The organism is Nitrosopumilus sp. b3, assembly GCF_014078525.1.
Classification (GTDB): domain Archaea; phylum Thermoproteota; class Nitrososphaeria; order Nitrososphaerales; family Nitrosopumilaceae; genus Nitrosopumilus.
This window is the reverse complement of the sequence record NZ_MU078694.1, coordinates 1-23723: the sequence shown is the minus strand read 5'-3', so window position 1 is coordinate 23723 and position 23723 is coordinate 1. Positions and strand designations below refer to the sequence as shown.

General features: G+C 31.1%; 24 protein-coding genes. 11 read left to right on the top strand and 13 right to left on the bottom strand.

Annotated elements, in window-relative coordinates; genetic code table 11:
• Positions 1–74 precede the first annotated feature (74 nt).
• On the bottom strand, positions 75–1160 hold the full coding sequence (locus C6990_RS01985; RefSeq protein WP_182128087.1) for a sensor histidine kinase: 1086 nt from the start codon (positions 1158–1160) through the stop codon (positions 75–77).
• Between the two features lie 642 nt (positions 1161–1802).
• Here C6990_RS01985 and C6990_RS01980 point away from each other — a divergent pair.
• From C6990_RS01980 to C6990_RS01970, 3 genes are all read left to right on the top strand, one after another.
• Complete coding sequence (locus tag C6990_RS01980) at positions 1803–2261, top strand: hypothetical protein (protein ID WP_182128086.1); 459 nt, start codon at positions 1803–1805, stop codon at positions 2259–2261.
• A 39-nt stretch (positions 2262–2300) separates the two neighbouring features.
• A complete protein-coding gene (locus C6990_RS01975; RefSeq protein WP_182128085.1) occupies positions 2301–3125 on the top strand; it encodes a signal peptidase I in 825 nt (274 codons plus the stop codon).
• 121 nt (positions 3126–3246) lie between these two features.
• Positions 3247–3756, top strand: coding sequence for a hypothetical protein (locus tag C6990_RS01970; RefSeq protein WP_182128084.1), 510 nt, complete (start codon positions 3247–3249; stop codon positions 3754–3756).
• A 67-nt stretch (positions 3757–3823) separates the two neighbouring features.
• On the opposite strand, the gene C6990_RS01965 is transcribed toward C6990_RS01970, so the two are convergent.
• The 6 genes from C6990_RS01965 to C6990_RS01940 all read right to left on the bottom strand — a co-directional run bounded on the left by C6990_RS01965 (position 3824) and on the right by C6990_RS01940 (position 10802).
• Positions 3824–4237, bottom strand: coding sequence for a hypothetical protein (locus tag C6990_RS01965; protein ID WP_182128083.1), 414 nt, complete (start codon positions 4235–4237; stop codon positions 3824–3826).
• Positions 4238–4247: 10 nt separating this feature from the next.
• The gene (locus C6990_RS01960; RefSeq protein WP_182128082.1) at positions 4248–4634 is read right to left on the bottom strand and encodes a hypothetical protein; all 387 of its coding nucleotides are present in this window, start codon (positions 4632–4634) and stop codon (positions 4248–4250) included.
• Positions 4634–8833 carry a coiled-coil domain-containing protein gene (locus C6990_RS01955; protein WP_182128081.1) on the bottom strand — a complete coding sequence of 1400 codons (4200 nt, stop codon included), beginning with the start codon at positions 8831–8833 and terminating at the stop codon, positions 4634–4636. The genes C6990_RS01960 and C6990_RS01955 overlap by 1 nt, the downstream gene beginning before the upstream one ends.
• A gap of 254 nt (positions 8834–9087) precedes the next feature.
• Positions 9088–9513: a response regulator transcription factor gene (locus C6990_RS01950; protein ID WP_182128080.1), complete on the bottom strand. Its 426-nt coding sequence runs from the start codon at positions 9511–9513 to the stop codon at positions 9088–9090.
• A 60-nt stretch (positions 9514–9573) separates the two neighbouring features.
• Entirely contained in the window at positions 9574–9741 is a 168-nt protein-coding gene (locus C6990_RS01945) for a hypothetical protein (RefSeq protein ID WP_182128079.1), read from the bottom strand.
• Between the two features lie 2 nt (positions 9742–9743).
• On the bottom strand, positions 9744–10802 hold the full coding sequence (locus C6990_RS01940) for an ATP-binding protein (RefSeq protein ID WP_255465109.1): 1059 nt from the start codon (positions 10800–10802) through the stop codon (positions 9744–9746).
• 193 nt (positions 10803–10995) lie between these two features.
• Between C6990_RS01940 and C6990_RS10930 the strand changes: the two genes are divergently transcribed.
• A complete protein-coding gene (locus C6990_RS10930; protein ID WP_255465108.1) occupies positions 10996–11118 on the top strand; it encodes a hypothetical protein in 123 nt (40 codons plus the stop codon).
• 81 nt (positions 11119–11199) lie between these two features.
• Here the strand turns inward: C6990_RS10930 and C6990_RS01935 are convergent, their stop codons facing one another.
• Complete coding sequence (locus C6990_RS01935; protein WP_182128077.1) at positions 11200–11364, bottom strand: DUF1059 domain-containing protein; 165 nt, start codon at positions 11362–11364, stop codon at positions 11200–11202.
• 247 nt (positions 11365–11611) lie between these two features.
• The gene (locus tag C6990_RS01930; RefSeq protein ID WP_048118971.1) at positions 11612–11854 is read right to left on the bottom strand and encodes a hypothetical protein; all 243 of its coding nucleotides are present in this window, start codon (positions 11852–11854) and stop codon (positions 11612–11614) included.
• Positions 11855–11996: 142 nt separating this feature from the next.
• On the opposite strand from C6990_RS01930, the gene C6990_RS01925 reads away from it, so the two are divergent.
• A complete protein-coding gene (locus C6990_RS01925; RefSeq protein WP_182128076.1) occupies positions 11997–12380 on the top strand; it encodes a hypothetical protein in 384 nt (127 codons plus the stop codon).
• A gap of 91 nt (positions 12381–12471) precedes the next feature.
• The gene (locus C6990_RS01920; RefSeq protein ID WP_182128075.1) at positions 12472–13611 is read left to right on the top strand and encodes a two-component system sensor histidine kinase NtrB; all 1140 of its coding nucleotides are present in this window, start codon (positions 12472–12474) and stop codon (positions 13609–13611) included.
• 33 nt (positions 13612–13644) lie between these two features.
• Here the strand turns inward: C6990_RS01920 and C6990_RS01915 are convergent, their stop codons facing one another.
• Positions 13645–14115: a response regulator gene (locus C6990_RS01915; RefSeq protein ID WP_182128074.1), complete on the bottom strand. Its 471-nt coding sequence runs from the start codon at positions 14113–14115 to the stop codon at positions 13645–13647.
• Between the two features lie 51 nt (positions 14116–14166).
• Positions 14167–15006, bottom strand: coding sequence for a matrixin family metalloprotease (locus tag C6990_RS01910; protein ID WP_255465105.1), 840 nt, complete (start codon positions 15004–15006; stop codon positions 14167–14169).
• 257 nt (positions 15007–15263) lie between these two features.
• Between C6990_RS01910 and C6990_RS01905 the strand changes: the two genes are divergently transcribed.
• Complete coding sequence (locus C6990_RS01905) at positions 15264–15893, top strand: hypothetical protein (RefSeq protein ID WP_255465104.1); 630 nt, start codon at positions 15264–15266, stop codon at positions 15891–15893.
• 21 nt (positions 15894–15914) lie between these two features.
• Here C6990_RS01905 and C6990_RS01900 read toward each other — a convergent pair whose 3' ends face one another.
• Positions 15915–18236 carry an Ig-like domain-containing protein gene (locus C6990_RS01900; protein WP_182128071.1) on the bottom strand — a complete coding sequence of 774 codons (2322 nt, stop codon included), beginning with the start codon at positions 18234–18236 and terminating at the stop codon, positions 15915–15917.
• Between the two features lie 135 nt (positions 18237–18371).
• Between C6990_RS01900 and C6990_RS01895 the strand changes: the two genes are divergently transcribed.
• Positions 18372–20174: a tetratricopeptide repeat protein gene (locus tag C6990_RS01895; RefSeq protein ID WP_182128070.1), complete on the top strand. Its 1803-nt coding sequence runs from the start codon at positions 18372–18374 to the stop codon at positions 20172–20174.
• 11 nt (positions 20175–20185) lie between these two features.
• On the opposite strand, the gene C6990_RS01890 is transcribed toward C6990_RS01895, so the two are convergent.
• Positions 20186–20995, bottom strand: a complete 810-nt coding sequence (locus tag C6990_RS01890; protein ID WP_182128069.1) for a TrmB family transcriptional regulator — start codon at positions 20993–20995, stop codon at positions 20186–20188.
• Between the two features lie 214 nt (positions 20996–21209).
• Between C6990_RS01890 and C6990_RS01885 the strand changes: the two genes are divergently transcribed.
• From C6990_RS01885 to C6990_RS01875, 3 genes are all read left to right on the top strand, one after another.
• Complete coding sequence (locus tag C6990_RS01885; protein WP_182128068.1) at positions 21210–21890, top strand: archaellin/type IV pilin N-terminal domain-containing protein; 681 nt, start codon at positions 21210–21212, stop codon at positions 21888–21890.
• 89 nt (positions 21891–21979) lie between these two features.
• Positions 21980–22846 carry a cupredoxin domain-containing protein gene (locus C6990_RS01880; RefSeq protein ID WP_255465103.1) on the top strand — a complete coding sequence of 289 codons (867 nt, stop codon included), beginning with the start codon at positions 21980–21982 and terminating at the stop codon, positions 22844–22846.
• 67 nt (positions 22847–22913) lie between these two features.
• Positions 22914–23615 (top strand): archaellin/type IV pilin N-terminal domain-containing protein, encoded by a 702-nt coding sequence (locus C6990_RS01875; protein WP_182128067.1) that lies wholly within the window; start codon positions 22914–22916, stop codon positions 23613–23615.
• Positions 23616–23723: the final 108 nt, after the last annotated feature.

Sequence of the window (23723 nt, the reverse complement as noted above, 5' to 3'; positions counted from 1 at the left end):
ATTTTTATAAAATAATTTTTATTCCCAAGAAGAGTTAATTTTTGACAAAATACAAAAAACAAATTAAATTTAGATCATTTTGGAAAAATAATAGTAAATGTAGTGGGATTATTTTTGAAATTAATCACTCCACCGTGTTGCTCTACAATATTTTTAACACTGGACAGTCCCAATCCAGTTCCATCCATTTTAGAGGAAATTAAAGGATCAAATATTTTATCGCTTAGTTCTTCAGAGATTCCTTTTCCTGAGTCTTGAATAGTGATCTTAATTGAATCAGGTGACTCGGTAATTTCAATTATTATCTGTCCAATTTCTTTTTCAATTGCCTGAACTGCATTTAATAAAATGTTACCTATAACCACCTCCATTTTAATTGGATCACAATTGAATAGGATGTCATTTTTTGGAGTTAGAATTGTAATGTTTGAGTTTTTTCTAAGTAAAGATACAGATTTCTGAATTAATTCTCTTAGGGATACCTCTTTTTTATTCAGAGGATATTTTTGAACAAAATTTAAAACTTTTTCAACTTGATTATTCATTCTATAAACAGACTCCTCCATCAATTCTAATTTTTGAATTATTGCGTCATCTATCACATCTCCTTTTTTATGCTTCATAACTCCTACAGAGCCTTTAATCACAGTTAACGGAGTACGCAATTCATGAGCTAGTTTACCAGACAATTTTCCAATTGCAGCAAATCTTTCAGAATCGATTAATTTTTTTGTTTTTTCATCAAGATCTTTTTCTAATTGGTTTTTTTTCTTTATTAGTTCTAACTCTGCAGATGCTATTTTTGATAAATTTTTGTGTAGTTTTTGATTAAGTTCTTTTGAAATTTTTTTTTCTGTTGACAATTGATTGTAAATGTTATCTAGTCTTTTTTTATCATATTGTTCCATTGCAGATATAGATTCGTCAAATATTTTTCTGGCTTCAGTGTTAAGAAGTTCTTCCTCAAAATTTGTTTTTATTTCATTCTTATCTATAGATGGGTTTAATGAATTAGTTTGTATTTCATTATTTGATTTTATGTCTTCGGCAGAGAATGGTTCATTCTTTTTCTTTTTTTCAAAGAAAACGGTTCTGTTGGGAGCATTTAGTTCATCTAGATTATTTTGATTAAAATTCTTCCTAACAATATATTTACGCATAGGTTATTTTGAAACATTATTCCTTTATGCATATGATTGTTAATTCTAAACAGACAAATTTGATATTCATGAATTCAACTTATCCAGATTATTTGTCTTCTTTTTACACCAACATTCTGCAGAGCATTGGTATAAGTCAATATCTTCAGCCATAGTTCATCTAGAAGAATGTCAAAAACTATCAGATAACAACCGATGTTTAATCAAATAGAACACACATCAAAATACATACGGAATAAATCATTTGTAATATGACTGTCACCAACACACATCTCGTGGTTGGTCTTAAGTTTAGAAAAGAATTGGACTCATGTCAAAGTCATTGAGAGGAATTGATTACGAGTCTAATTCTTTAGATAATTTTATACAAACATTTCATGAAAAAGTCTTTGACAATTTTAATTTTGAAAAATTTCTCAAATGACAAAATCAGATTTTGAATCCTAGGAATTTAGATTTGACAATAATTTGGACTGTAGAATCCCATAATTAAAAAATCATTATCATGCATACTATTTTAAAAAGTCAAACAGAAGATATTACACCATTTCAAAATCTGGTAAATAAACATTATTTGAAAGAAATCAGCTCGTTTATTATGAAAAAACTAGTTGATAATAATCAGATTTTGATTTAACTAGTATGAACAGTTTACCCATAATTGCACTAGTAGGAATCGCAATTCTAATGGTATCAACTGTTGGATTCGGAGCAAGTATTAACAGTTCAGATATTAATTTCAATTTAATCGGAGCAAGTGATAACAATGCGGTTACCGTAGCACCAGCCAATATTACAGCATTGGTATGGACTGAAGAAGTATCAAATGGCGGAACAATTGAAACTGACCTAATTACATTTGCAGTGGGAAATGAAGATGGTACAGAAGCACATGATTTCCAAATTTGTGCAGTAATTGAAGGCCCAGCAGATACATTTACTCCTGCAGCCGGTTCAGCCCCATCATGTACAACTACAGGTATTATTGCAGCACATGGAAATGGTACGAGTAATACAATATCATTTTCACCAGCAGTTAATGTAACTGACATAGTTGACATTAGTTTCACAATTGAACAGCTTGACCAGCAGAACAATTGATAGTTCTTTTTTTATTTTTTAATTTTCAGGAGAAAGACTTTGAATCATAAAAAACTCAAAGTAATTCTTTTGCTTTTATTATTACCTTTAGTGATATATTTTTGGCCAGTTCAACTTTATGGAGACACAACCTATATCTTGCTAGTAGGAAACAGCATGTATCCAGTCATTGAAAGTGGTACATTTGTAGTGTTAAAGCAAGAACAGGAGTATTTTCTAGGAGATATTATTGGGTTTGTTAATGAGGACGACAAAAATGTGGTACACAGAATTGTAGAGCAAACAGATCAAGGATTCATCACAAAAGGCGACAATAATAGAAGAAATGATCCAGGCGTGATTCCAGTCAACGAAGTAATAGGAAGAACAGTTTTTGTAATTCCATATGTGGGTTTTACTACACTATTTTTACAGACTCCAATAGGAATTTCAATTTTTGGGATATGGGCACTGGCAATGTTTTCTAAAAAGAAAAACAAAACAAACAAGAAAAGACAAACTGAGAACTTTGTAATTTATAAAACTGGAATTATTTCAGCATTAATAAATTATGTATTAACTCAAGTAGTGTTAGGATTCGATATCAGATTAGCTAAAACAATGAACATACCATTTTCAAATTATCTTGAGCCATCAATTGCAAATTCTATTTCTTTTGGTTTGCTAGTTATGGCATTTATAATGCTCTATTTATTTTCAAGAAAAATTCAAAATAACAAAAGCGATGATATAAAACCGTTAAAGTTAATTTTTGCTTTAGGAGGAATTATGTTACTAGTACTTCAAGTAATAAGTGCAATAAACACCATTCCAATTTTAATGAATATTATAAATGAAAATCAATTGATTCCACTCAGTTTTTAACCAAAGTCAAGGCCCGTTTTCAAATGTAGGATTACCAATTACTTCCATAATGGAAGTTATTATGCAGATTATTTTCCATGCCCAATAATACTCATTATCTCATAATAAATTGAGAACAAAGATGACCAATTATTTCATAGATAAAAATCTCTTCCAGAGTATAAGACATAAAAAACTAAGAAATTTAGATTTTCAAAAATATATTATGTATGGCGTTCTTGCCATCATTCTAATCATTGCTACAATATCAATGGCTATAGCAGATGAATCAATTCTGACTCAATCATTTTCAAATTCAGAATTGGAGGAAAAATCATTACTAACTCCACGTGGACATATTGAAGATTTTTCATGGATAAAAAGAGTTTCATCAGATGGTGTTATTGAAATTAGCGGTATTGGTTTTTCGGTTGTAAATGATGGCAATATAGCACAATCTTTTGAAATTTGTACTATCGTCCAAGGACCATTAGAAAAATTCACACCATCATTAGATAGTCCTCTTGCATGCGCAAGTACTGAAATAATAGATACCAATAAAAAATCAGTCAATCATTTTATTGATTTTGATACAGGTGTAAAAGTTAGTGAACTTGTAGACATATCCATAGCAATTCAAGAATTAGGATAAATATTTGAATAGAAGAATTTTTCTGACTTATAGAATTTATTTTTTAAGTTTAAAGAAAAATTATATTCTAAGTAATTTCTTGTATGGAGATTTCAGCAAAATCCACACTGGTTTTACTTAGAGGGTTTGTAAAAGTAATAACAGCTGAACCTGTACCACTTGAAGATATAGTAGTTGTAGTGCAATCAGAACTAGTACCCACAGTGTCACTAATTGAAGCTCCAGCTTTTGTAATTACACAGATTTGATAGGAATGGGAAACACTATCAGTATTTCTCACAGTGATTGTTGAAGAGTCAATATCTGAACCGCTTGTAGAATGCACTATATTTGTAATATCTGCAGTAGACAATCCAATTGAGACATTATCATCACTGCCAATTTTGTTAAATGTACTTGAGGTATCCAAGTTTGCACCCAAACCAATTGCCGATATAGCAATAATCAAAACGCCTACAAAGAAAATTATTTTTAGACTCAATCAAATTACCTCAAGATGTTGTAATATTTGCAGTTTGTAAAATACTTCTTTCAGCATCAGTCACACTGTCACTAAGGTTAATCACTACAGTTTTAGTTGGACTCCCGGTTACAGTAGAGCCAGTTCCAATTTCCACTCCATCTTTATCTTTTAATGAAATAGTTACAGTGGTACTACCTGAAATATCTGAATTGAATGTAAGGGTTACAGAAGTAATATTATCTGAGGTTCCCAAATTCAATCCAAGAAGGGTACTCCCAGATGAATCAAAAATTTGCAATGCATTCATTTTATTTACATCAGATGATGTGTCAAGGGGATTAGCAAGGCCAGTAGTACTCAACATTACAACTCCAAATGCTGAGAATATTATCATGCCGAATAATATTGATCCCATTACTTATCACCAGAATATAATGAAGTTTCTTCATCATCAATTGGTTGTTTTAAATACAATTCACCCTCTAAAACACTGGACCATTCTCTGAACTTTTCATATGAATTATGATAGTCAGCCGAATAGGAATAATCTAAAACTTTTTTTGTCAAATCAGTATTCTTATTAGCTTTTCCAATTTCTCGTGTTTGGTGCTCCAATTTTTTCTTTTCAAGTTGAATTTCAGATTCTATTCTTTCTATTTGAACAGAAGAGATTTTTCGCTCAACTTCCAAACCTGAAATTCTTTTTTCAAGCATCTCAGTTTGTTCATCCAGGTTTTTCTTTTCCAACATGATTACAGATTCTTTTCGCTCAAGTTCAACTGCTGAAATCTTTCTTGCAAGCTCAATTTCAGCAACAATATTTTCCAAATCTTTTGATTTTCGAGAATTATTCTTGTTTAGTTTAGAATTATTTTCTATGTGAATTTCAGAAGGTAAGACATCTTTTTCAATTTCAATTGCAGCAATACTCTTTTCAAGTTCTGCCTTTCTATGAGAAAGATGCTCTTTTTCAAGATCAATTAATGCCTCCTTCCTTTCTAATTCATCATTAATTTTCTTCTTTTCAAATTCAATTGAGGATATCTTTCGCTCAAGGGTGAAATTAGCAATTCGTTTTTCTAAATCCCAAATTTTTTGACCAAGGCGCTTCTCTTCAGTCTCAATAATCGATTCCTTTCGCTCAAGTTCAGATGAAAGTTTTTTCTTTTCCAGATCAATTTTTCCTAATTTGCTTTCAAGTTCAATTCTTTGTGAATCAAGATTTTTCTTTTGTAAGCTTACTTCAGCAAGACTGCTTTCAAGATGTTTATTTTTATTCTCTAAATCTTGTTTTGTATACTGCAATTCATTTTCTTTTCTTTGAATTTCTAGTAATTTACTTTTATTTTCTAATTCAAATGAGGCGGTCTTGCTTTCAAGTTTTGAGGCCATCTCTTTCTTTGCATGATCAACTTCTTCGAGACTTTTATTTAGATGGTTAGTTTTTTCATGTAATTGTTTTTTTTGCAAGTTAACTTCTTCGAGATGTGTATTTAATTGATTTATTTTTTCAGACAAACTCTTTTTTTGAAGATTAACTTCAGCTACCTCGTTTTCAAGTTTAATTATAGCTTTTCTTTTTTCTAGTTCAATATCCCCAATACTTTTTTCTAGTTCAACAGCACATTTCTTTTTCTCATACTCAATTTGATTCAAAGAATCTTCCAAATGTCTTTTTTCTAGTAAGACATTTTTCTTTTCATTTTCAACTTCTGAAATAGATTTTTCTAGTTTTTGGGTTTTTTCTGATAGATTTTTCTTTTGGAGAGTGATTGTTGCAAGATCTTGCTCCAGTTGCAAAGTTTTTTGTTTTAAATTATTTTTAATTGATTCAATCTCAGATTCTTTTCTTTCTAAATCAGTTGAAACCTTTTTCTTTTCAAGCTCTACTTCATGAATTCTTTTTTCTAGATCTTTTATTTTTTGTGATGCAGAAACTTTTTGAAATTCAATGGCAGCAAAATTCTTCTTAATTTCATCAGCATGGATTTGTTTTTGATTATTGATGTCTGAAAGACTTTTTTCCAATTCAATAGTTTTTTGGGCCAATGTTTTTCGCCCCATTTCCACTTCAGCAATATTTTTTTCCAATTGCTCCTTTTCAAATAATACTGCCCTCTTTTGAAGTTCTACATCTGATAGATTCTTGTCTAGCTGCTCAGTTTTTTGTGAAATCCTTTGTTTAGTTAGTTCTATTGCAGATAGATTTGTCTGAAGTTCAATTTCAGCCTTCTTTTTCTCTGACTCTGCTTTAGCAAGTTTGCTTTCTAATTCATTAATTCTTTTTAGTCGGGCTTTTCTCTCAAAATCAAAAAATTGCTCTTTATTCTCAAAATCTGTTGAGATTTTCTTCTTTTGTAGCACGATGTCAGTAATGCTGTCTTCCAAATTCTCTTTTTTTTGCGTTAAACTTAGTTTTTGGAGGTTGACCTCAGAAAGTCTTTTTTCAAGTTCCTCTGTTTTTTGCGATAATTTCTTTTTTTGAATGTCAACTTCAGCAGATTTCTTTTTAAGATCAATCTCTAATTCTTTTCTTTCTAGTTCTATCGAATACGTTTTCTGTTCTAGCTTATCTATAATACTGTTTTTTTGTTTTTCAACATCTTGTAGTTTTATCTCCAATTGGATTTTATCTTCTGCAATGTTTTTCTTTTCACGTTCTGCATCTGCAAGTGTTTGTTCAAGTTTTTCAGTTTTTTCCGATAAATTTTTCTTTTGGAGATTTACTTCAGCAATATCATTTTCAAGTTTCATCATGGTTTTGGTTTTTTCAAATTTTGTTTCAGTTAGGGTTTTTTCTAATTGTTCTTTCTCTCTAAGAATATTTTGTTTTTCTTCTTTTACCTCTGATAGATTTTTTTCAAGTACCTTTGTTTTTTCTTCTAATTTCTTTTTTTCAAGTTCTATTTGGGATTCTTTTTGTTCAAGTTCTATTTCAGATAATCTGTGATCTAATTGTTGAGATTTCTTTTGAATGTTTTTCTTTTCTTCTTCTATATTTTCTCGTAATTCTTGAGTTTTTTCAAGCATTATTTTTTTTTCTGATTCTGCATTTTCTAAAACTATCTCATAATCTTTATTTTCAATAGAAAAGACATCTTTTCCAATATTTAATTTACCTCCAAAGATTTTATTTAATACAGATTTTTTTTGTCTTTTTTCTTTTATTGATTCAACTAATTCTTCTGTTGAATGTTTTCTTTTATTCTCTCCTTGTTTAATTTTGTAAAATATGAATAACCCACCAATTGCAACACTAGTAATTATTCCAATGTTCAAATATGCAATGCTATAATCCACTACCCATTGAGCAGTTACAGTTTTAGGACCATTCATCAATATATTTCCGCTTAATGTTTTTCCTTCAACATCCCCACTCCATCCATCAAAACTTGTTTGCTGCCACATGCCTGCAGGGTCTCTTGGGATACTTGTACTAAATTTAGCAATAGCACCCTCATCATACCAATTTGCACCACTTCCTGCTCCATACTCAGAATTTACTGTTAACAGATACTGTTTTTTCCATATACCTTCTATCGATTTAGGTTCAGTCATGATGACTTGAACATTTTTACCATCAGAATTTACATCCCCGCCCCATCCCTCAAATACTAATCGCTCTCCAGGGATTCCAGAATCTTGTGTTGTTGCATCTATAGACACAACTACCACTTCATCTTTATCATAAAACCCACTTCCTTCTACATCTCCATATTTGCTTTTTGCATCAAGGTAGAATTGATCCTTCCAATCTATCGATATGGAGTAGGGATTTTCCATTTTTACACTAGTGATTGGTTTTGTAGGATCTGTAATTTCAGCAAAATTGGATCCACTGCTAACCCATTCATTAATTGTTCGTTTTACTTTTCCATTTGATGCAGAATCCACCACACTCATCACTAACGGAGCTGTAGAATTTACATTATGCCAGCTGGTGTTAATTACTTTATTATTTTGTGTAGAATCTAAAATTTCTAATCTATACTGTGTGTCCCAAGTTGTTGTAATTATTTTATCATCATCAAGTTTGATAAAATTTGTTTTCAAGTTTGGAGTAAATCCATCACTCCATTCTGAAAATGCATAACGTATTCCAGGATCAGATTGATCATAAACATGTTGTTCTTTAATACTAAAATCTACAATTTTATCAGCGGTGTAACTACCACTTCCTATTGTTTGTCCATATGGAGAAATTATTTTCAAATCATATGTTGTTCCATCAGATGAATCTTCTATAAAGTCAACACTATCTTGTTGTTTTGCAGGATGTAGTGCATATGTTGCAATTGCAGTAATATCTTGATCAAGTAAAACACGGATTGGATTTCCATCAACCCATTCACCATTAACAGTCCATCTTACAAATTCATATGCACCCCATTTTTCTTTTGCAGGTTCAATTACAACCCATGTTCCTTCTTTATGTATCGCAGAATCATCAATGTGTAACCCAGGAGGGGAAGATTTGATTGTTAATTGATACAGATCCTTGTGTAATACTTCATCTCCAATTTTATGATCTCCGGATACAAGATCAATTGACGAAACATACATAATTGTAAATATCATCATAGAAATACAGATTAATTTGATATTTGATTTCATTTATTCCACAATAATTTTAGTTCTAAGTGAGTAATGCGTAATGGTATGATCAAGATGATCAAACTAAATTCATGACAGCTTATTTTGAACAAAGTATCAAATGTTTATTTTAATCAAAAAGGGCAAAAAACATAGTAATCACGCATGAATTTCTTTAAACATGGAGTTATTCATGCCTAAATATCAAAAAATTTTATATCTGAGTAAAAAATACATTATTCTATTTTAATTTATGATAAAACTAAATCGTCATTTTAATTAGCAGAAATAGATTTAGTAAAATTTGTTCCAGGCATTTTCCCTTTTGCCAAAACATCAGTAATCACTTTCATCAAATTAATTCTATTCATTGGTTTTGGAACATAGCTGTCCGCACCCATTTTAATTAGATCATTAATTGATTCTTGATTACTGTTGTATGCAGAAGTTACAATAATTTTTGTTATTTTATCAGTTTTTCGAATTAGCTCTAAAACTTTATCACCTTCCAATTTAGGCATTTTTAAATCTAGCAAGATCATGTCTGGTTTTTGTAATTGATATTGTCTTAGCCCTTCTATTCCATCTTTGGCCTCAAGAATTTGAATGAATTTTATAGAAGATTTGATGGCATCTCTACAAAATAACCTAAATGCGTCAGAATCATCTACTAACAACACTACAGGGAATTTCCTTGCCATGTAAATCAGTAAGAATTTTAGAAGATATTGATTAGTGTGATTTTTTCATACAGACAAACCCTAGTCAGAAAATTTCTGTGGAGTCATTAGGGTTTTGGTGTTTTGCATGATATTTGTTGCAACAATTTGGGCATGAATTTTACAAAGGTAACCATCTAATGAGCATGAAGTACATTTGATAACTTGTTTTGCCAAATTATCAATGAATGGTTCAAGAGAAGATTGCAAAATTATTGTGCCACCATTTTAGAGTTATTGATTTTTGGCATATGTACTGAAAATGTAGAGGGCTTGTTTTTGTATGTTAGTTTGCCGCCATGTTGCTCTACGATCATTTTGCATATTGCCAATCCCAGTCCAGTTCCATGTTGTTTTGTTGTAAACATTGGCTCAAAAATTTTGGCCTGTAAACTAGGGATTATACCAGAACCAGAATCTTCAAAACATATTTCAACATCATCTTCATTTTCCATAATTTTTACAGTCACATGTCCTTTACCACGAATCGCTTCAACAGCATTGGTCAAGAGATTAACAAATACTGCTTCTAATTTTCTAGAGTCACATAGTGTAGCCTTGTCATCACCTTTAATTTCTAATTTTACAGATGATGGTACAGTTATGCCTTCAAGACTAGATTGAATAATTGTTTTTAGTGAAGTCTCTTTCATATCAAGTTCAGACATTCTTACAAATTCCAAAACATCTTCAATGATATGAGTCATGTTAGAAATTGCAGATTCTATTCTTTGTTGGTGTTTTACTTTGTCTAATACTGGCATATTTGGTGAATTACATAAAATGTCATGTGACATTTTTAATTTGGATAATGGATTTCTAATGTCATGAGCTAATCTTGATGTAAATGTTCCAATTATGGACATTTTTTCTCCTTTCAATAAATTCTCGGCTTGTTCTTTTACTTTCTTTTCTAGGAAAATTTGTTTTATCGAAAGCTCTTTTTCTTTTTTAATTACTTTTGTGAGATCTTCTTTTAACATTGCATTAAGTTTACCATAGTTAATTTTTTCAGTTTCGGTAATTTTCAATTCCTTTTGCAGATGCTCATTTTTTTCCTGTATGGATTTTGTCATATTTTCCACAAATGAGATTTTATCTTGCAGTTGTTGATTTACCCTAGACATTTCATTAACTCGTTCATTTGCTAATTTATTCATCTCTTGCATTTGAAGATCATTTTCTTTGAGTTCTTTTCTTGCTAGTTCTAAATCCTTTAAGGCATTGACTGAGATTTCTGTCAAATCACGTAAAACTGGATCTCTTTCCATAGGATTATCCACCAACATTACAAATGGTTATCAGATAGGACATATTACGAAGAGTTTGTTTAATTCAAACAGACCCTGACATTGTATGAGTATATGAATAATATAATAGAGATTTTTTAACAAAACATATTCATGTACTAGTCAATCATATTTCGTTCGTCATATTTTCATATATGAAATACCACATAATTGTATGAGTCAGAACACACTAGTCTCAAAAAACATCAAAAAATCACTTCAGCAAAATGCACCAATGGTTTTTGAGTCATACCTATACCATTTGGAATTATTAGAAGATATAGAGATTACAGAATAAAATATTGACTGTAACTCATCCCCATTTTATATTGAATCAGAATCCATTATTTCTTGCAAGAAACCCAAGCAGTTAAGAAGATTAATTCTTCATTCTAAGAAGCAATTGATCAAGTCCTTCCTCGCTGTACTCAATTCCATGTTCATCAAAAGAGTGTTTTTGATATTTTTTTATTACTTCATCAGTATTGCCGTTAATTTCAAAACTACAATCATATCCATAGTTATTGCATGATATTTTTACCATAGAATTGTTTAAAGTAGAATAGATAAATCATCTGGTTTGTTCAGATAAAACAAATCAGATTTCAGATCAATGTTACTGTTCAATTTTTAGATTATAATCCCCCTAAAGGGGGAGTCGCAAAGGACGCGACATCCCATTGAGAGTTATCGATGACAACATTATATCAGTACATTAGTTAATGGGCTGTTGTATGTACAAAGTATTCAACCTGTTCAGATTTCAGAAAATATGAAAAGTGTGAATTTATTTATGAAACATTGTTATTTTTAGCAGTCATTGCGATTTTTTCTTTTAAATTTTTAAGGAATTCACGAATTTCTTCATGTCGTTGAATAGTTTTATAGATCTCATAAAGTTCTTCATAAGACAAATTCAATTTTTGAAGATCAGTGTGAGTAATTCCATAGTGACTTAAAACTGTCCAATATGATGCAGGTTTATTTTGGCGTGTAACAATACAAGTGCCCAAATGCAAGGATATTTTGTACATACTAATATTATCACAAGAAAAGTTATAGATTCGGTGGAAAAATGGAGGAAAAATAGATTCCAAACTGGAATAAAACCAAATAATGGATTCAGCAGACATAATTATTGAAAAATCATATTAATACAATATAATCAGAAATTACATGAAAGATCAAGTTTATGGGGCCGAGAAAGGTAATGGTCAGAGAGTTGCAGAATGGTTAAATGAGCAAGCAATATCTACAGGTTTAAAATTAGAGGTAAAATTTGAGAACAATATTTTGTCCACAGAAAATTTTGGGGATTTTGATTTATTATCATTGTCAGATGATTCAATTAAAAGTAGAAAATTAATTTCTAAAGCTGGAAAGAGATTTGGCATCAAAATGATAGAAGGGGGGTATAAAGAAGTAGCAAGAATCATTCGTAGAAAGAAATCAGACTATGCAAAAGTTCTCAAAGGTGAAAAAGTCATAGGTCATTTGGAATTGGAAACATCCAGATTTGGGTCTAAGAAATGGGAAATCAAATCTGAAGAAAGAAGATAAAACAATCACCAAAAAACATTAAAAATTATAGAAATAAATTTCATAAGTTAATAACTAGATATATCATAGTGAATAAGAATTATTCTAAGATATGAAAAAAGAAATAATAAATGGTGAGGATAGAGAGAGAGATCTTTTAGAAATAAATCTAAGAAAAGCAATAGATGAATCATCAATTGTTACAGTAATGAGCAAAGACGGCATCATCACACATGTAAATGAAAAATTTTGTAGGGTTTCTGGTTATTCTGAAAAAGAAATTATTGGAACAAGTTTGTTAGCATTGCGAAGTGGAATACACACAATAGAATATTATGATGAATTATGGGCAACCATTTCAAAAGGTGAAGTATGGAGAGGAGAAATATGCAATCAAAGAAAAAATGGAGAAATGTTTTGGAATATTGCAACAATAGTACCAATCAAAAATAGTAATGATGAAATTTTTGAATATATTGCAATACGTTTTGATATAACAGATCAAAAAGTAGAGGAAAATAGAATGAAAGAAGCAATGGATAAATTACAAAAATCAAATGAGATTATTGAAGAGCAATCAAAGAAGTTAACCAAACAGGATAAATTAGTTACAATAGGAGAACTTGCAGCAAGACTATCCCACGATATAAGAAATCCACTTTCTATAATCAGAGTTTCACTTGAAAATCTCAAAATGATGTACGGTAAAAACGAATCCGAAACCAAACATTTTGACAGAGTGGAGAGAGCCATAGATAGAATTTCTCATCAGATAGATGATGTGTTAGGATTTATTAGAAAAGAGCCTTTCAGATTTGAAAAAGCACAGATGTCAGAAGTAATTTCTGATGCACTAGATTCAATCAATCTCCCAGATAGAATTTATTTTGAAATTTCAAAAAATGATTTTGAATTTACATGTGATAAAAAACGACTAGCAGTTGCAATTAGTAATTTAATTTTAAATGCGATTCAAGCAATTGAAGGAAAAGGTACCATTGAAATTAATTACGATGAGAGAATAGAAGAGATAATTATCAAGATAAAGGATTCAGGAAAAGGGATTCCAAGTGATTTAATCGAAGATATCTTTGAGCCGTTATTCACAACAAAACAACAAGGAACGGGATTGGGACTAGCAAGTGTTAAATCAATCATAACAGGTCATGATGGAAGATTATTTGTTACATCATCCCCAACAGTCTTTACAATAAAAATACCAAAAAAAGATACATTCAACTCTCAGCCTTAATTCACATACCAAATTTTACGTAATGTAGAAAATTTACCTGATTGTTTCCGGGCTTTGAGTAGCAGTTAACAAATTATTTTCTTGACTAGATCTTTTAATACTAGAAAATGATTTAGGAGTAATTTTGTTTAACAAGAATTCCAAAGAAAAAGGCTTTTGCATTATCTGAAGATATGAATCCTTTGTGCTTTCATTTGATTGCATGATGTTCTGACCATAAGCAGATAAGAAAATTATTCGTTGTCTCGGACATTGTTTATGGATCTTTTCAGAAACCTCTGAACCAGTCATTTTTGGCATATCCTGATCAAGCATTACATAATCATATGGGGGGGTTTTGTCTTTTAATACAATTTTCTTATATCTTAACTCATTTTCAAATTTTTGAAAACAAATAAGACCATTATTAAAAATGTCAACATCATAACCATTTGCTTCAAAGAATTTTTTATATTGCATTGCAGTAAACTTGTTATCTTCTGCAATTAATAATTTCTTGACCATTTCTATTTTACCGAGTTTTATGTTATCAAGACTTGTTTGTTGAAACTAAGCTCATTTTTCACAAATTGTTGTTCCATCGGAATCTTCATTATACAAATCAACAATAGCATCAATATTACATTCGGAAATATATGGGTAAGTCATATCAATAGTGGGAGCCATGAGATCTTCAGGGGCAGTAGAGTGACCCAATCCAATTGCATGACCAAATTCATGTCTCATTATTGTTCCAAGTTGTGTATTTGAAAGAGAGTCAACATCATAAATTGTAATGAATGCTTTGACAATTTCATCTCCTTCAAGAATTGTTTTTGTATAACCAGTATTTCCAGAACGATCTTTAATATTTGAAAGAATCACTACAATATCACCATTTGATTGTTGTGAGTTTAAAACTTCAAAATTTTTAGGAATAGGAATTTTTGTATCTCCAGTATTTTCAAGAGCTCCTGCCCAACCAACATAATAATTTGAAAACGAATTTTGCGGCCCTTTATGTAATAATGAATCTTCAATATCAATTTTTTCAGTAGACACGATTGATTCTTTAATAATTGAAATAGTTTCATCAGAAATTGAAACGGGGTTAAGTATATTGACGCTAAGAGTCGTCCCTTGAGGAAGTCTCCAATATTTTGAGAGACTTATTGAATCCCCTCTTAAATTTTCAACAATATGCTCAGAATTAAACAAACCAATAGAATTCAGTAATTCTTCATTTTCACCAGAAGATGTAGGTAGTCCTGTAAAATAACCTCCAAAAAAAATCAATATCCCAATTTGTAATACAAGTATAGATTTTTGATGTTTTATTTTAGATACTTTTTTTGAAGATTTTAGTTTTGAACGATTAAAGTGCATAAATTCTTTAAATTTTAAATAATTTCCCACTCTTAACATTGAAATTAGTTGGTTAGAATAAAGCGATATATCCGAGTCTGTTCATCGTGAACGAACTTTTGATATTGTTTAATATGAACAGATAGTTATTTTTCTATTAAATTTAGACATAACAAACATTGGTATTTAATAGAAAAATCATGATTTGTTCAATTTTAATTATGTTATCAGTACTGATTATTTTAAAAACAGGTTCTTCAGACGCCATAAATGCGAATAATGATTTTGAAGATTACAGGATATCACAAATGCCAGAAACACGATTTTTTGAGCAATATACAGAATTGAGTGCTCCTGAAAAAACTGCAGTAGTATATCCCATCCTTACCCAAACGGCATATTCATGGGGAGGAATACATGATTTCAACATGGGTCGTTGTGAAACATGTTTTAAAGTCGAGATTGAAGAGTATTACGATCCTATTTTTTCAGTGGGAGCAAAAAGCTTTAGAATTTTAGAATTTTTAGGATATAGTGTAATCGACGACATAGATATTGACAAAAATCCGGAAATTTTGAATAATTTTAATTCAGTGATTTTGTTGCATAACCAATTTGTAACAGAGAATGAATTTCTAGCAATCACATCACATCCAAATGTAATTTACCTATATCCAGGTTCCTTAGATTCCAAAGTTAGAATAAATTATGAAGAAAATACAATGATTCTTGAACGTGGACCAGCATTTCCTGATTCATATATTATTGATGGTTTTGATTGGGAATATAATAATTCAGAAATGACAGATAATACTATTTGTGGAGATTGGAAATTCTATCAAATAACTAACGGACATATGCTTAATTGTACACCTGAAGATACTATTCAATACAATGATGCAATATTAAAGAAATTAAAACAACTTGCAGAAGTTTAAATAAAAAAACTTAAAAAATATTTACTTTGATTTTTTCTTCATGTATAATACCATTCCAATAATTATTGCTGGAACTAGTATCAATATAGGATCAAAACCACCAACATCTGGTTTTTTAAATGTGTCATCTGATTCTTCAGTGATACTCATAGTTGTTGCATTAACTTTGACAATTTTGGAGGCAAATGCAGATTGAATAGGACCATTAATACTTGCTAAAATCTTAACAGACTCACCAGATGTAGAAATGATTGATGCCATAGCCTCCCCAGTCGGACCTGTAGAACCATCACTGATAGTTGCAAATCCACCTTCAAATTCCCATATGACAGGGGCATTTTGTAGAGGAAGTCCATTTTGTTTTGCGATTATAGATACAAGAAAAGAATCTCCCGCTTCAACAATATCAGCACTTGTAATTTCTAGCGTAGGAGTGATTTCTTCAATTTCGATCTCCTCTGTAAGTATTGGTAATCCTTCAGAAATGAAAGTAACTTCAACGGTTCCAGATGATTTTGGTGTTAAATCTAACTGTATGAAACTAGATTGATGAGACAGAGTCACATTTTTTGGGAAATCAAGTATGGAACGATCTGAGGAAAATATTTTGACATCAACACCATAATCTATTTTCACAGGTAATGATTGGGAATCTAAAATTTGTAAAACAAATGTATCTTTTACTCCGTTGAATAGTTTTTCTGGGTAATCAAGGATCAAGGAATCAGGTTTTGATGAAATACTTGAAAGAGAAATGCTAGTTTCAAAGTTGTCAATATTAATTACCAAATCTTCATCCCCTGAATCAATTGCTGTGATAGGAATTAGAGTAAAGTAGGGATAAGTTTGAATATTTTCTGTATCCACTATAAAGATGTCAGAGTTGGAAATTTCTATTTGTTGTTCTAAGGGTATTTGGAATAACCCATCAGAAGATTCCATATAAACAAGAATCCAATGTTGTTCACCTTTTAGAAAATGATCCGTAGACACAAAAGTCTTCAGCGATACAGAATCTTCTTCATATCCATGAATATCCAATGTAACAACTTCCGCATTAGGAATATTTGGGGCAATGTCAGAATCAGTAGGGACAAAATATCCCATATTTCCATACACCAAAGAAGATTCAAATCCTTTTTTTATTATTGAGTTTTCAATTGATATTGATTTATCAGATGTGGTAAATGGTACCACAATGTCTCTATCAGCAGTTACAGGATGACCATTTTCATCTTCCAGATAAATAACTCCAATTAATTGTCTTGAACCATCGGAAAGAACAGCTAAGGGTTCAAATTTTACATTTTTGTTTCCATATAGTTCAACATCAATTGTATCAAAAGTATCTTCAACTATAATTAACGGGTTTTGCGAAGTCACTGTAATTGTATAGGAATCAGTCTCACCTTTTTGAATTGAGAATAATTCGTGCCCATAGGTCTGTCCTTTTTTAATTTGAAAATATCCTTTAGGATTTATTGAATTTGCATCTGTACTTGTGTTAATGGTTTCAGAGTCAGTTGAACTCTCAATTTCAAAGTAAAGGGTAATATCCTCTGTTGCCTTAATCAGAGATCCTTCTGAAAATAACTGTGCAATTAAATGGCCACTTGAAGTATTTGAAGAACTGATATCTTTAGGAATCACATATATTTGAATTTCTTTTTCAGTTGATTCTTCAACTGTCAATAATTCAGAAGACTCAAGATCACCTGACTTTGCAGATATGGTAATAACCCCTTCTTTATCTACTCTAAAAGTTTGTTTAGTTTCAAATTCACCTTGAGGGATGAATATGTTTGATTCAGAAAAGGAAACAACTCCAGGTTTTGAAGTACTCAGTTTTATCAGATAGTCTTTATCTGCTCTTGTCGGAATTCCACTATCATCAGTTAGTAAAACAGATAAAATACCTTGATTATTTTCACCTATTTCAAATACATCTGGAAATAAATTTAGAGAAAGTTTATTCGGAATATTGTTCCCATATACCTCAATAGGGATTTCCAATGATTTGGAGCCTTCAGTAAAAACATAGAGGATTGTTTCACCTTCTCCATAAGCCTTTAATTTCACTATAGTTTTGTACGAATGTTTTTTTTCTAAATCAATTACATCAATTACGGATTTATCAAGAGATTCTACTTTTAGATTTTGGATTTTCTCTAATGAAACTTGTTCACCATGAGAATTATAAACTTCCAAAGTAACTACATCATTTTCATGAATTTTTTTTGGCAGTAAATCATATTCTAAATCATAATCATTTACAATGGCAAACGAATTATCTATAATTGTGATAGACAACAAAAATAGTATTCCAAATAGTATAGATTTCAATATATAAACAACCCAAATGAACATTATAATCATCAGTTCACCCAAATTGAACGCACAAATAATTTCAAAAAAATACTCAGTTTAAACAAATTGAACGTACAGAATGCTATTACAACAAAAATCTCATCTTAAGGAATGTCTGCAAATTCTGCATTGGTTAAATTTAAGATGGTAAATGGACTAATTGGCAGTATTTTGGAGGAAAATAAGGTCTCATATAGAACATTATTTCCAAAATTACCTCAAATTGATACAGAGGTAAGATCAAAAGTTGAGAAGTTGTTAGAATCAAGAGAGAGGATCAAAGACGATATTGATGGAGATGATGATTTTGAAGATTTTACAGATGACCTAAATCTTGCTAATTATTTTCTTGCATGCAGGAAATTTTCAGATGCATTAAGGTATTATGAAAGTGCATTAGTAAAAAACCCCCAGTCATATTCAGCATTATGTAATAAGGGCCTTTGTCTCTTTAAACTGTCAAAATTAGATGATGCGATTACATGTTATAATGAGGCTTTATCTACTTACAAAAATATTCCAGAGGCATTTTTTATGAAAGGCAAAATAATGTATGCAAAACAAGATTTTGCCGAGGCAGTAAAACATTTTCAGAGGGCATTAGATTTAGAATCAGAAAATATAGATACGAAATTCTATCTAGCAAAATCACTTGTGAAAATGGGAAATATTCAAAATGGTGTTGAAGTATTAGAGGGAATTCTTGAAGATCATGATCATGTAGATTCATTATTATTATTGGGTCAAACTTTCTTAAATCAAAATGAGCATCAAAAAGCAATAGTATATTTGAATAAACTTGAAGAAATTTCACCAAATCATATAGAGGCACATCTACTTTTAGGCAAGGCACATGTTTCAGTAGAAAATTATAATGAAGCAATCATACATTTTGAAAAAATATTGAATAAAACACCAAATCATATAGAGGCACATCTACTTTTAGGCAAAACTAACATGGAGATTAGTAATCCTAATGAAGCAATGTCAAATTTTGAAAAAATTTTAGAGATTTCTCCAAACCATAAGGATGCATTGAATTACAAAATTCAATTATTAGAAAAAAGTGGAAAATTAGATGACGCAATAGAGTGTTGTGACCAACTGGTAGAATCAACATCAGAACCAAGAGATCAATTGTTGAAGAAAGGAATTTTATTATTTAACAATAATAAATCTTCCAATGCACTAAGTATTTTTAATGAGATTTTAGGAAAAACTAAAACCAACAATGTTGCGCTAATTTACAAAGCTAAAATCTTTGAGCAAAAACAGGAATTTCAGGAGGCTCTTCTATGTATAGAGAACATATTAAAATCAGATCCTGAAAACACAGAAGCTCTAGAGAAGGCTGCGGAAATTTCATTAAAAGTTGGGAATTATGAGAAGGGATTAGCATATACAAATCAGTTATTAACAAAATCATCATCTGATGTAATTTTAGAAAGAAAATCACATCTTTTATCAATTCTAGGTCGTCATGAAGAGGCAGGGCAAATTTGCATGGAATTAATTAAAAACAACAAAACAAATGCTCAAACATTATACGAATTAGGCAAAATTCACCTTATTTTAAATAATTTTGAGAAAGCAGTGGATTTTTTTGATAGAGCAATAAGCATTTGTCCCATGAATTCTAAAATAATTTTAAAGAAATCAATGGCATGTTTTTCCCAACAAAAATATGATGATGCTATTCTTTGTTTAGAGCAAATTCCAGAAACAGATACTCTTTACAATTACGCACAATTTGAAAAATCAAAAATTCAAATGCTCCAAGGAAATACAAAACAGGCAATTGAAATTTTATCTAAGGTAGTTAAAACCAATGATGTATTCAAACTAATAGCATCAAATGAAGTAATTTTTGAAAGTATATCTAATATGTTTGAGTTTAAAGAATTATTAAAATAAAAAAGAAAAAATTAATTGGAAGATAAGATTTCCATTGGTTTTGATTTTTTCCATAGATGAGTGCACAAACTAAACATGTTTTCAACCATCTCTTCAGAATTAGTGTACATAATAGAGTCAACATCATCATTAAGATCCATTGATTCTTTCATAGCTCCTGACATTATTAGTTGATTCTTTGATTCTACTATCATTCTACTTTTTGAAGGTAGTTTTCCAATTTTAACATCAGTTGTACCTAATTGTTCAATAATTTCCATGGTTTTTGTATCACAGTCATTAGTGATTATTCTCACTTCACCACCTGAAGATACTTTTGCATGAATTTTATCTGGGATAGACGTATGATACATCCTCATCAAATCATCAGAAGTTGTAACAAGAAAGATTTTCTCGTTAGATTCTTGGATTAGTTTTCCAATTCTAGTGTATATGTTGGATCTTCCTTGAACAATTGAAAAAGAGGACATGTCAGTTGCGGCCACATTATTTTCATAATTATGGAGACTTTCAATTACAGTTCTTGCCAATTTTTGTAGCATTACAATTTCATCTTCCTTCTTTTGAATTACACTGGTTAATGCTTCAGATGGTTCTACAGCATTTACGATTGTAGGGTTTGAGAAGGTAGTCGAAATAACACCCATGTTTCTGAGCTTATTCAAGGATCTGTATGCCTTTCCTCTATCCACATTTAGTTTTTGTGCCATCGTACCAACAGTTACAGAACCCATCTGAAGAAGGCCAACATAGATTTTGGCATCAATTTCTTCTAAACCAAAATGAACTAGAGAATTGTAAATTTCTTCTTTACTTAACATATGACTTTCTCCTCTGAGTATTCATGGTATTTATCTGATCTATTATTTTGGGCTCTATAACATAGAAGTCGTTGATTTTTCATTAATATCACAATAAATTTTGACATAATTAGATACTGTGTGTTTTTTACAAACGAACACTGTAATTCTATAAAGTTGTATGATCACTCCAAACACACGCGATGATATACTAACATCATACCAAATCCTATCAATGAAATTACAGCGAAAGGGAACGCGACATTCTCATCGTGGAGTCATCGGTGTAGAGTCTGCAATAGTCATGATTGCATTTGTAATCGTAGCAGCAGCCTTAGCATTTGTTGTACTTAACATGGGATTCTCAACTACGCAAAAAACAAAAAACGCCATAGTCTCAAGTGCAGATGAAGCAAGTAGTGCATTAGAGATTGCAGGGAAGATTATTGGTTCAGGCCACATCACTGCAGGAAAACTTAATGCAACAGCAATTCCACTAAAGATTGTCTCAGGAGGATCATCAATTAACCTAAATCCCGCAAATGCTGCTATACGTTATCTTAGTAACAGTGTGGAGCATGGAAATATCTATGCAGGTGCAATCTCAACAGGGACATATGACACATTAGCAGAGGCAATGCGTCAATCAGTTATTGCAGGATATATTGATTCAAACCCTGTAAATGCTACCAGTCCAAATTCCACAAAAGCGATATTCTATTTCAATGTGAATAGAAATGACAACTTCATCTTGGATCAAGGAGAACACGGTATGTTAGCAATTGCATTCTCAGAATCAGAGAGACCACAATCACTTGATGTAATCAGGGCAGAAGTCATTCTTCCAACTGGTGCACCACTGTCAATTGAGCGTACAGTTCCAAACATATCATCATCGGTAGTAGATCTTGGTTAATCCTAAAAGATAACCAGGTTTTTTACTTTTTTATTTTGTTTATTTTGATCAAACAATACTACAAATTACAAACATTTTATGATTAAATGATGATTCAAAAATTGATTATCGGAGCATTAGGATTATTCATGATTACACCAGTTATCATATTCTCAGCATATGCAGAAAATTCATGGACTGTATTCATAAATCCTTACGAGGATCTTGAAAAAAAAGAATTGTTTCAGCCTAGAGAACTACCGATATTTTCAGGAGACAATATAACTTGGCAAAATAATGATATCACTACTCATAAAATTGTTAGTGGTGTACCCAATCATCCCGATTATTCGGGAGAATACTTTGCAACAGAAACAATTTCTCCCGGAAAGGATTATACCATTTCTTTAGATTTTAATGGTTTTGCAGGATATTATTATTTTTGTGAAATACATCCTTGGTTTACAGGGAAAATCTTTTTCGAAGATAGACCAGATATATTTTATTCCACACTAGATATATCATATAAGATTCTTGAAAATGAAATATTATCTATTGGAGGACTAGTAGATACAGATTTTGGTAAAACAGAATATGAGATTTTAATATATGATAGTGAGGGTAACCTCGTTTATCAAAAAGGCCATTCATTTGAGCCTGATGCATCTTTTAACACATCCATAGATATTTCAGAACCCATATGGAAAAAAGATGAAAATTATATGATGAAATTAGTTTATGGTGTTCCTAGTGAATCTACTAGTATGCCATTAAAAATTCCAAAAGATGCGTCATATGAAAAATCAAAGTATTTAGAATTTTGTCAAGATTTCAAATCAGAGGATAATTTTATGTTTGAAAAAATGCAATTACCAAATTGGTACAAAAAAGCATTATGCTGGTATGGGGATGAAGTAATAACAGAAAAAGAATTTTCTGATTCGTTAAATTTCTTCAAAAATATTCATTTAGAATAATTGTTTAAAGTGTTTGATCATGGCAAACACACGCCATGATATACTCCCATACCACTAAATCCTATCAATGAAATTACAACGAAAGGGAACGCGACATTCTCATCGTGGAGTCATCGGTGTAGAGTCTGCAATAGTCATGATTGCATTTGTAATCGTAGCAGCAGCCTTAGCATTTGTTGTACTTAACATGGGATTTACTACATCACAGAAAGCAAAGACTACAATCATTGCAGGATTAGAAGAATCAGGTAGCAGCATGCAAGTTGCAGGTAAAGTTACTGCAGTTGGATGTACTACCTCTGCAGGAGGCTGTGCCACTACACCAGTTCTAAATGCAACTGCATTTCCAATTAAGATCACCTCAGGTGGCGAAGCAGTTGATTTAGGGGCTTCCACTACTGCTGTAAAATACCTCAGCAATACTGTAGAGTATGATGATATTTACTCTGGTCCAATCAATGCAGCAGAAAAGAGATCATTGTCACTTGCACTCACAGAGGCAATTAATTCTGGATACATTGCTAGTCATCCAACAACTGGAAACTCTCCAAATGCAACTTCAGCATTCATCTATTGGTCAGTACAAACCAACACCAATGCAATTTTGGATCAAGGAGAACACGCAGTATTGACAATAGCATACAAAGCTGCTGACAGACCTGCTGCTCTAGATACAATTAGAGCTGAAATCATTCCAGCAACTGGAGCTTCACTATCTGTAGAAAGACAAGTTCCAACAATTACCACATCGGTAGTAGACTTGGGTTAAACCACTAATACTGGTTTACCGATTTTTTCTTTTTCATTTTTGAATCATGTTTGATCATGGCAAACACACGCCATGATATACTCCCATACCACTAAATCCTATCAATGA

Coding starts and splice junctions, on each gene's coding strand:
- C6990_RS01985 (WP_182128087.1), bottom strand. CDS start 1,160: ATGCGTAAATATATTGTTAGGAAGAATTTTAATCAAAATAATCTAGAT.
- C6990_RS01980 (WP_182128086.1), top strand. CDS start 1,803: ATGAACAGTTTACCCATAATTGCACTAGTAGGAATCGCAATTCTAATG.
- C6990_RS01970 (WP_182128084.1), top strand. CDS start 3,247: ATGACCAATTATTTCATAGATAAAAATCTCTTCCAGAGTATAAGACAT.
- C6990_RS01960 (WP_182128082.1), bottom strand. CDS start 4,634: ATGGGATCAATATTATTCGGCATGATAATATTCTCAGCATTTGGAGTT.
- C6990_RS01955 (WP_182128081.1), bottom strand. CDS start 8,833: ATGAAATCAAATATCAAATTAATCTGTATTTCTATGATGATATTTACA.
- C6990_RS01950 (WP_182128080.1), bottom strand. CDS start 9,513: ATGGCAAGGAAATTCCCTGTAGTGTTGTTAGTAGATGATTCTGACGCA.
- C6990_RS01940 (WP_255465109.1), bottom strand. CDS start 10,802: ATGGAAAGAGATCCAGTTTTACGTGATTTGACAGAAATCTCAGTCAAT.
- C6990_RS10930 (WP_255465108.1), top strand. CDS start 10,996: ATGAGTCAGAACACACTAGTCTCAAAAAACATCAAAAAATCACTTCAG.
- C6990_RS01935 (WP_182128077.1), bottom strand. CDS start 11,364: ATGGTAAAAATATCATGCAATAACTATGGATATGATTGTAGTTTTGAA.
- C6990_RS01930 (WP_048118971.1), bottom strand. CDS start 11,854: ATGTACAAAATATCCTTGCATTTGGGCACTTGTATTGTTACACGCCAA.
- C6990_RS01925 (WP_182128076.1), top strand. CDS start 11,997: ATGAAAGATCAAGTTTATGGGGCCGAGAAAGGTAATGGTCAGAGAGTT.
- C6990_RS01920 (WP_182128075.1), top strand. CDS start 12,472: ATGAAAAAAGAAATAATAAATGGTGAGGATAGAGAGAGAGATCTTTTA.
- C6990_RS01915 (WP_182128074.1), bottom strand. CDS start 14,115: ATGGTCAAGAAATTATTAATTGCAGAAGATAACAAGTTTACTGCAATG.
- C6990_RS01905 (WP_255465104.1), top strand. CDS start 15,264: ATGCCAGAAACACGATTTTTTGAGCAATATACAGAATTGAGTGCTCCT.
- C6990_RS01895 (WP_182128070.1), top strand. CDS start 18,372: ATGTCTGCAAATTCTGCATTGGTTAAATTTAAGATGGTAAATGGACTA.
- C6990_RS01890 (WP_182128069.1), bottom strand. CDS start 20,995: ATGTTAAGTAAAGAAGAAATTTACAATTCTCTAGTTCATTTTGGTTTA.
- C6990_RS01885 (WP_182128068.1), top strand. CDS start 21,210: ATGAAATTACAGCGAAAGGGAACGCGACATTCTCATCGTGGAGTCATC.
- C6990_RS01880 (WP_255465103.1), top strand. CDS start 21,980: ATGATTCAAAAATTGATTATCGGAGCATTAGGATTATTCATGATTACA.
- C6990_RS01875 (WP_182128067.1), top strand. CDS start 22,914: ATGAAATTACAACGAAAGGGAACGCGACATTCTCATCGTGGAGTCATC.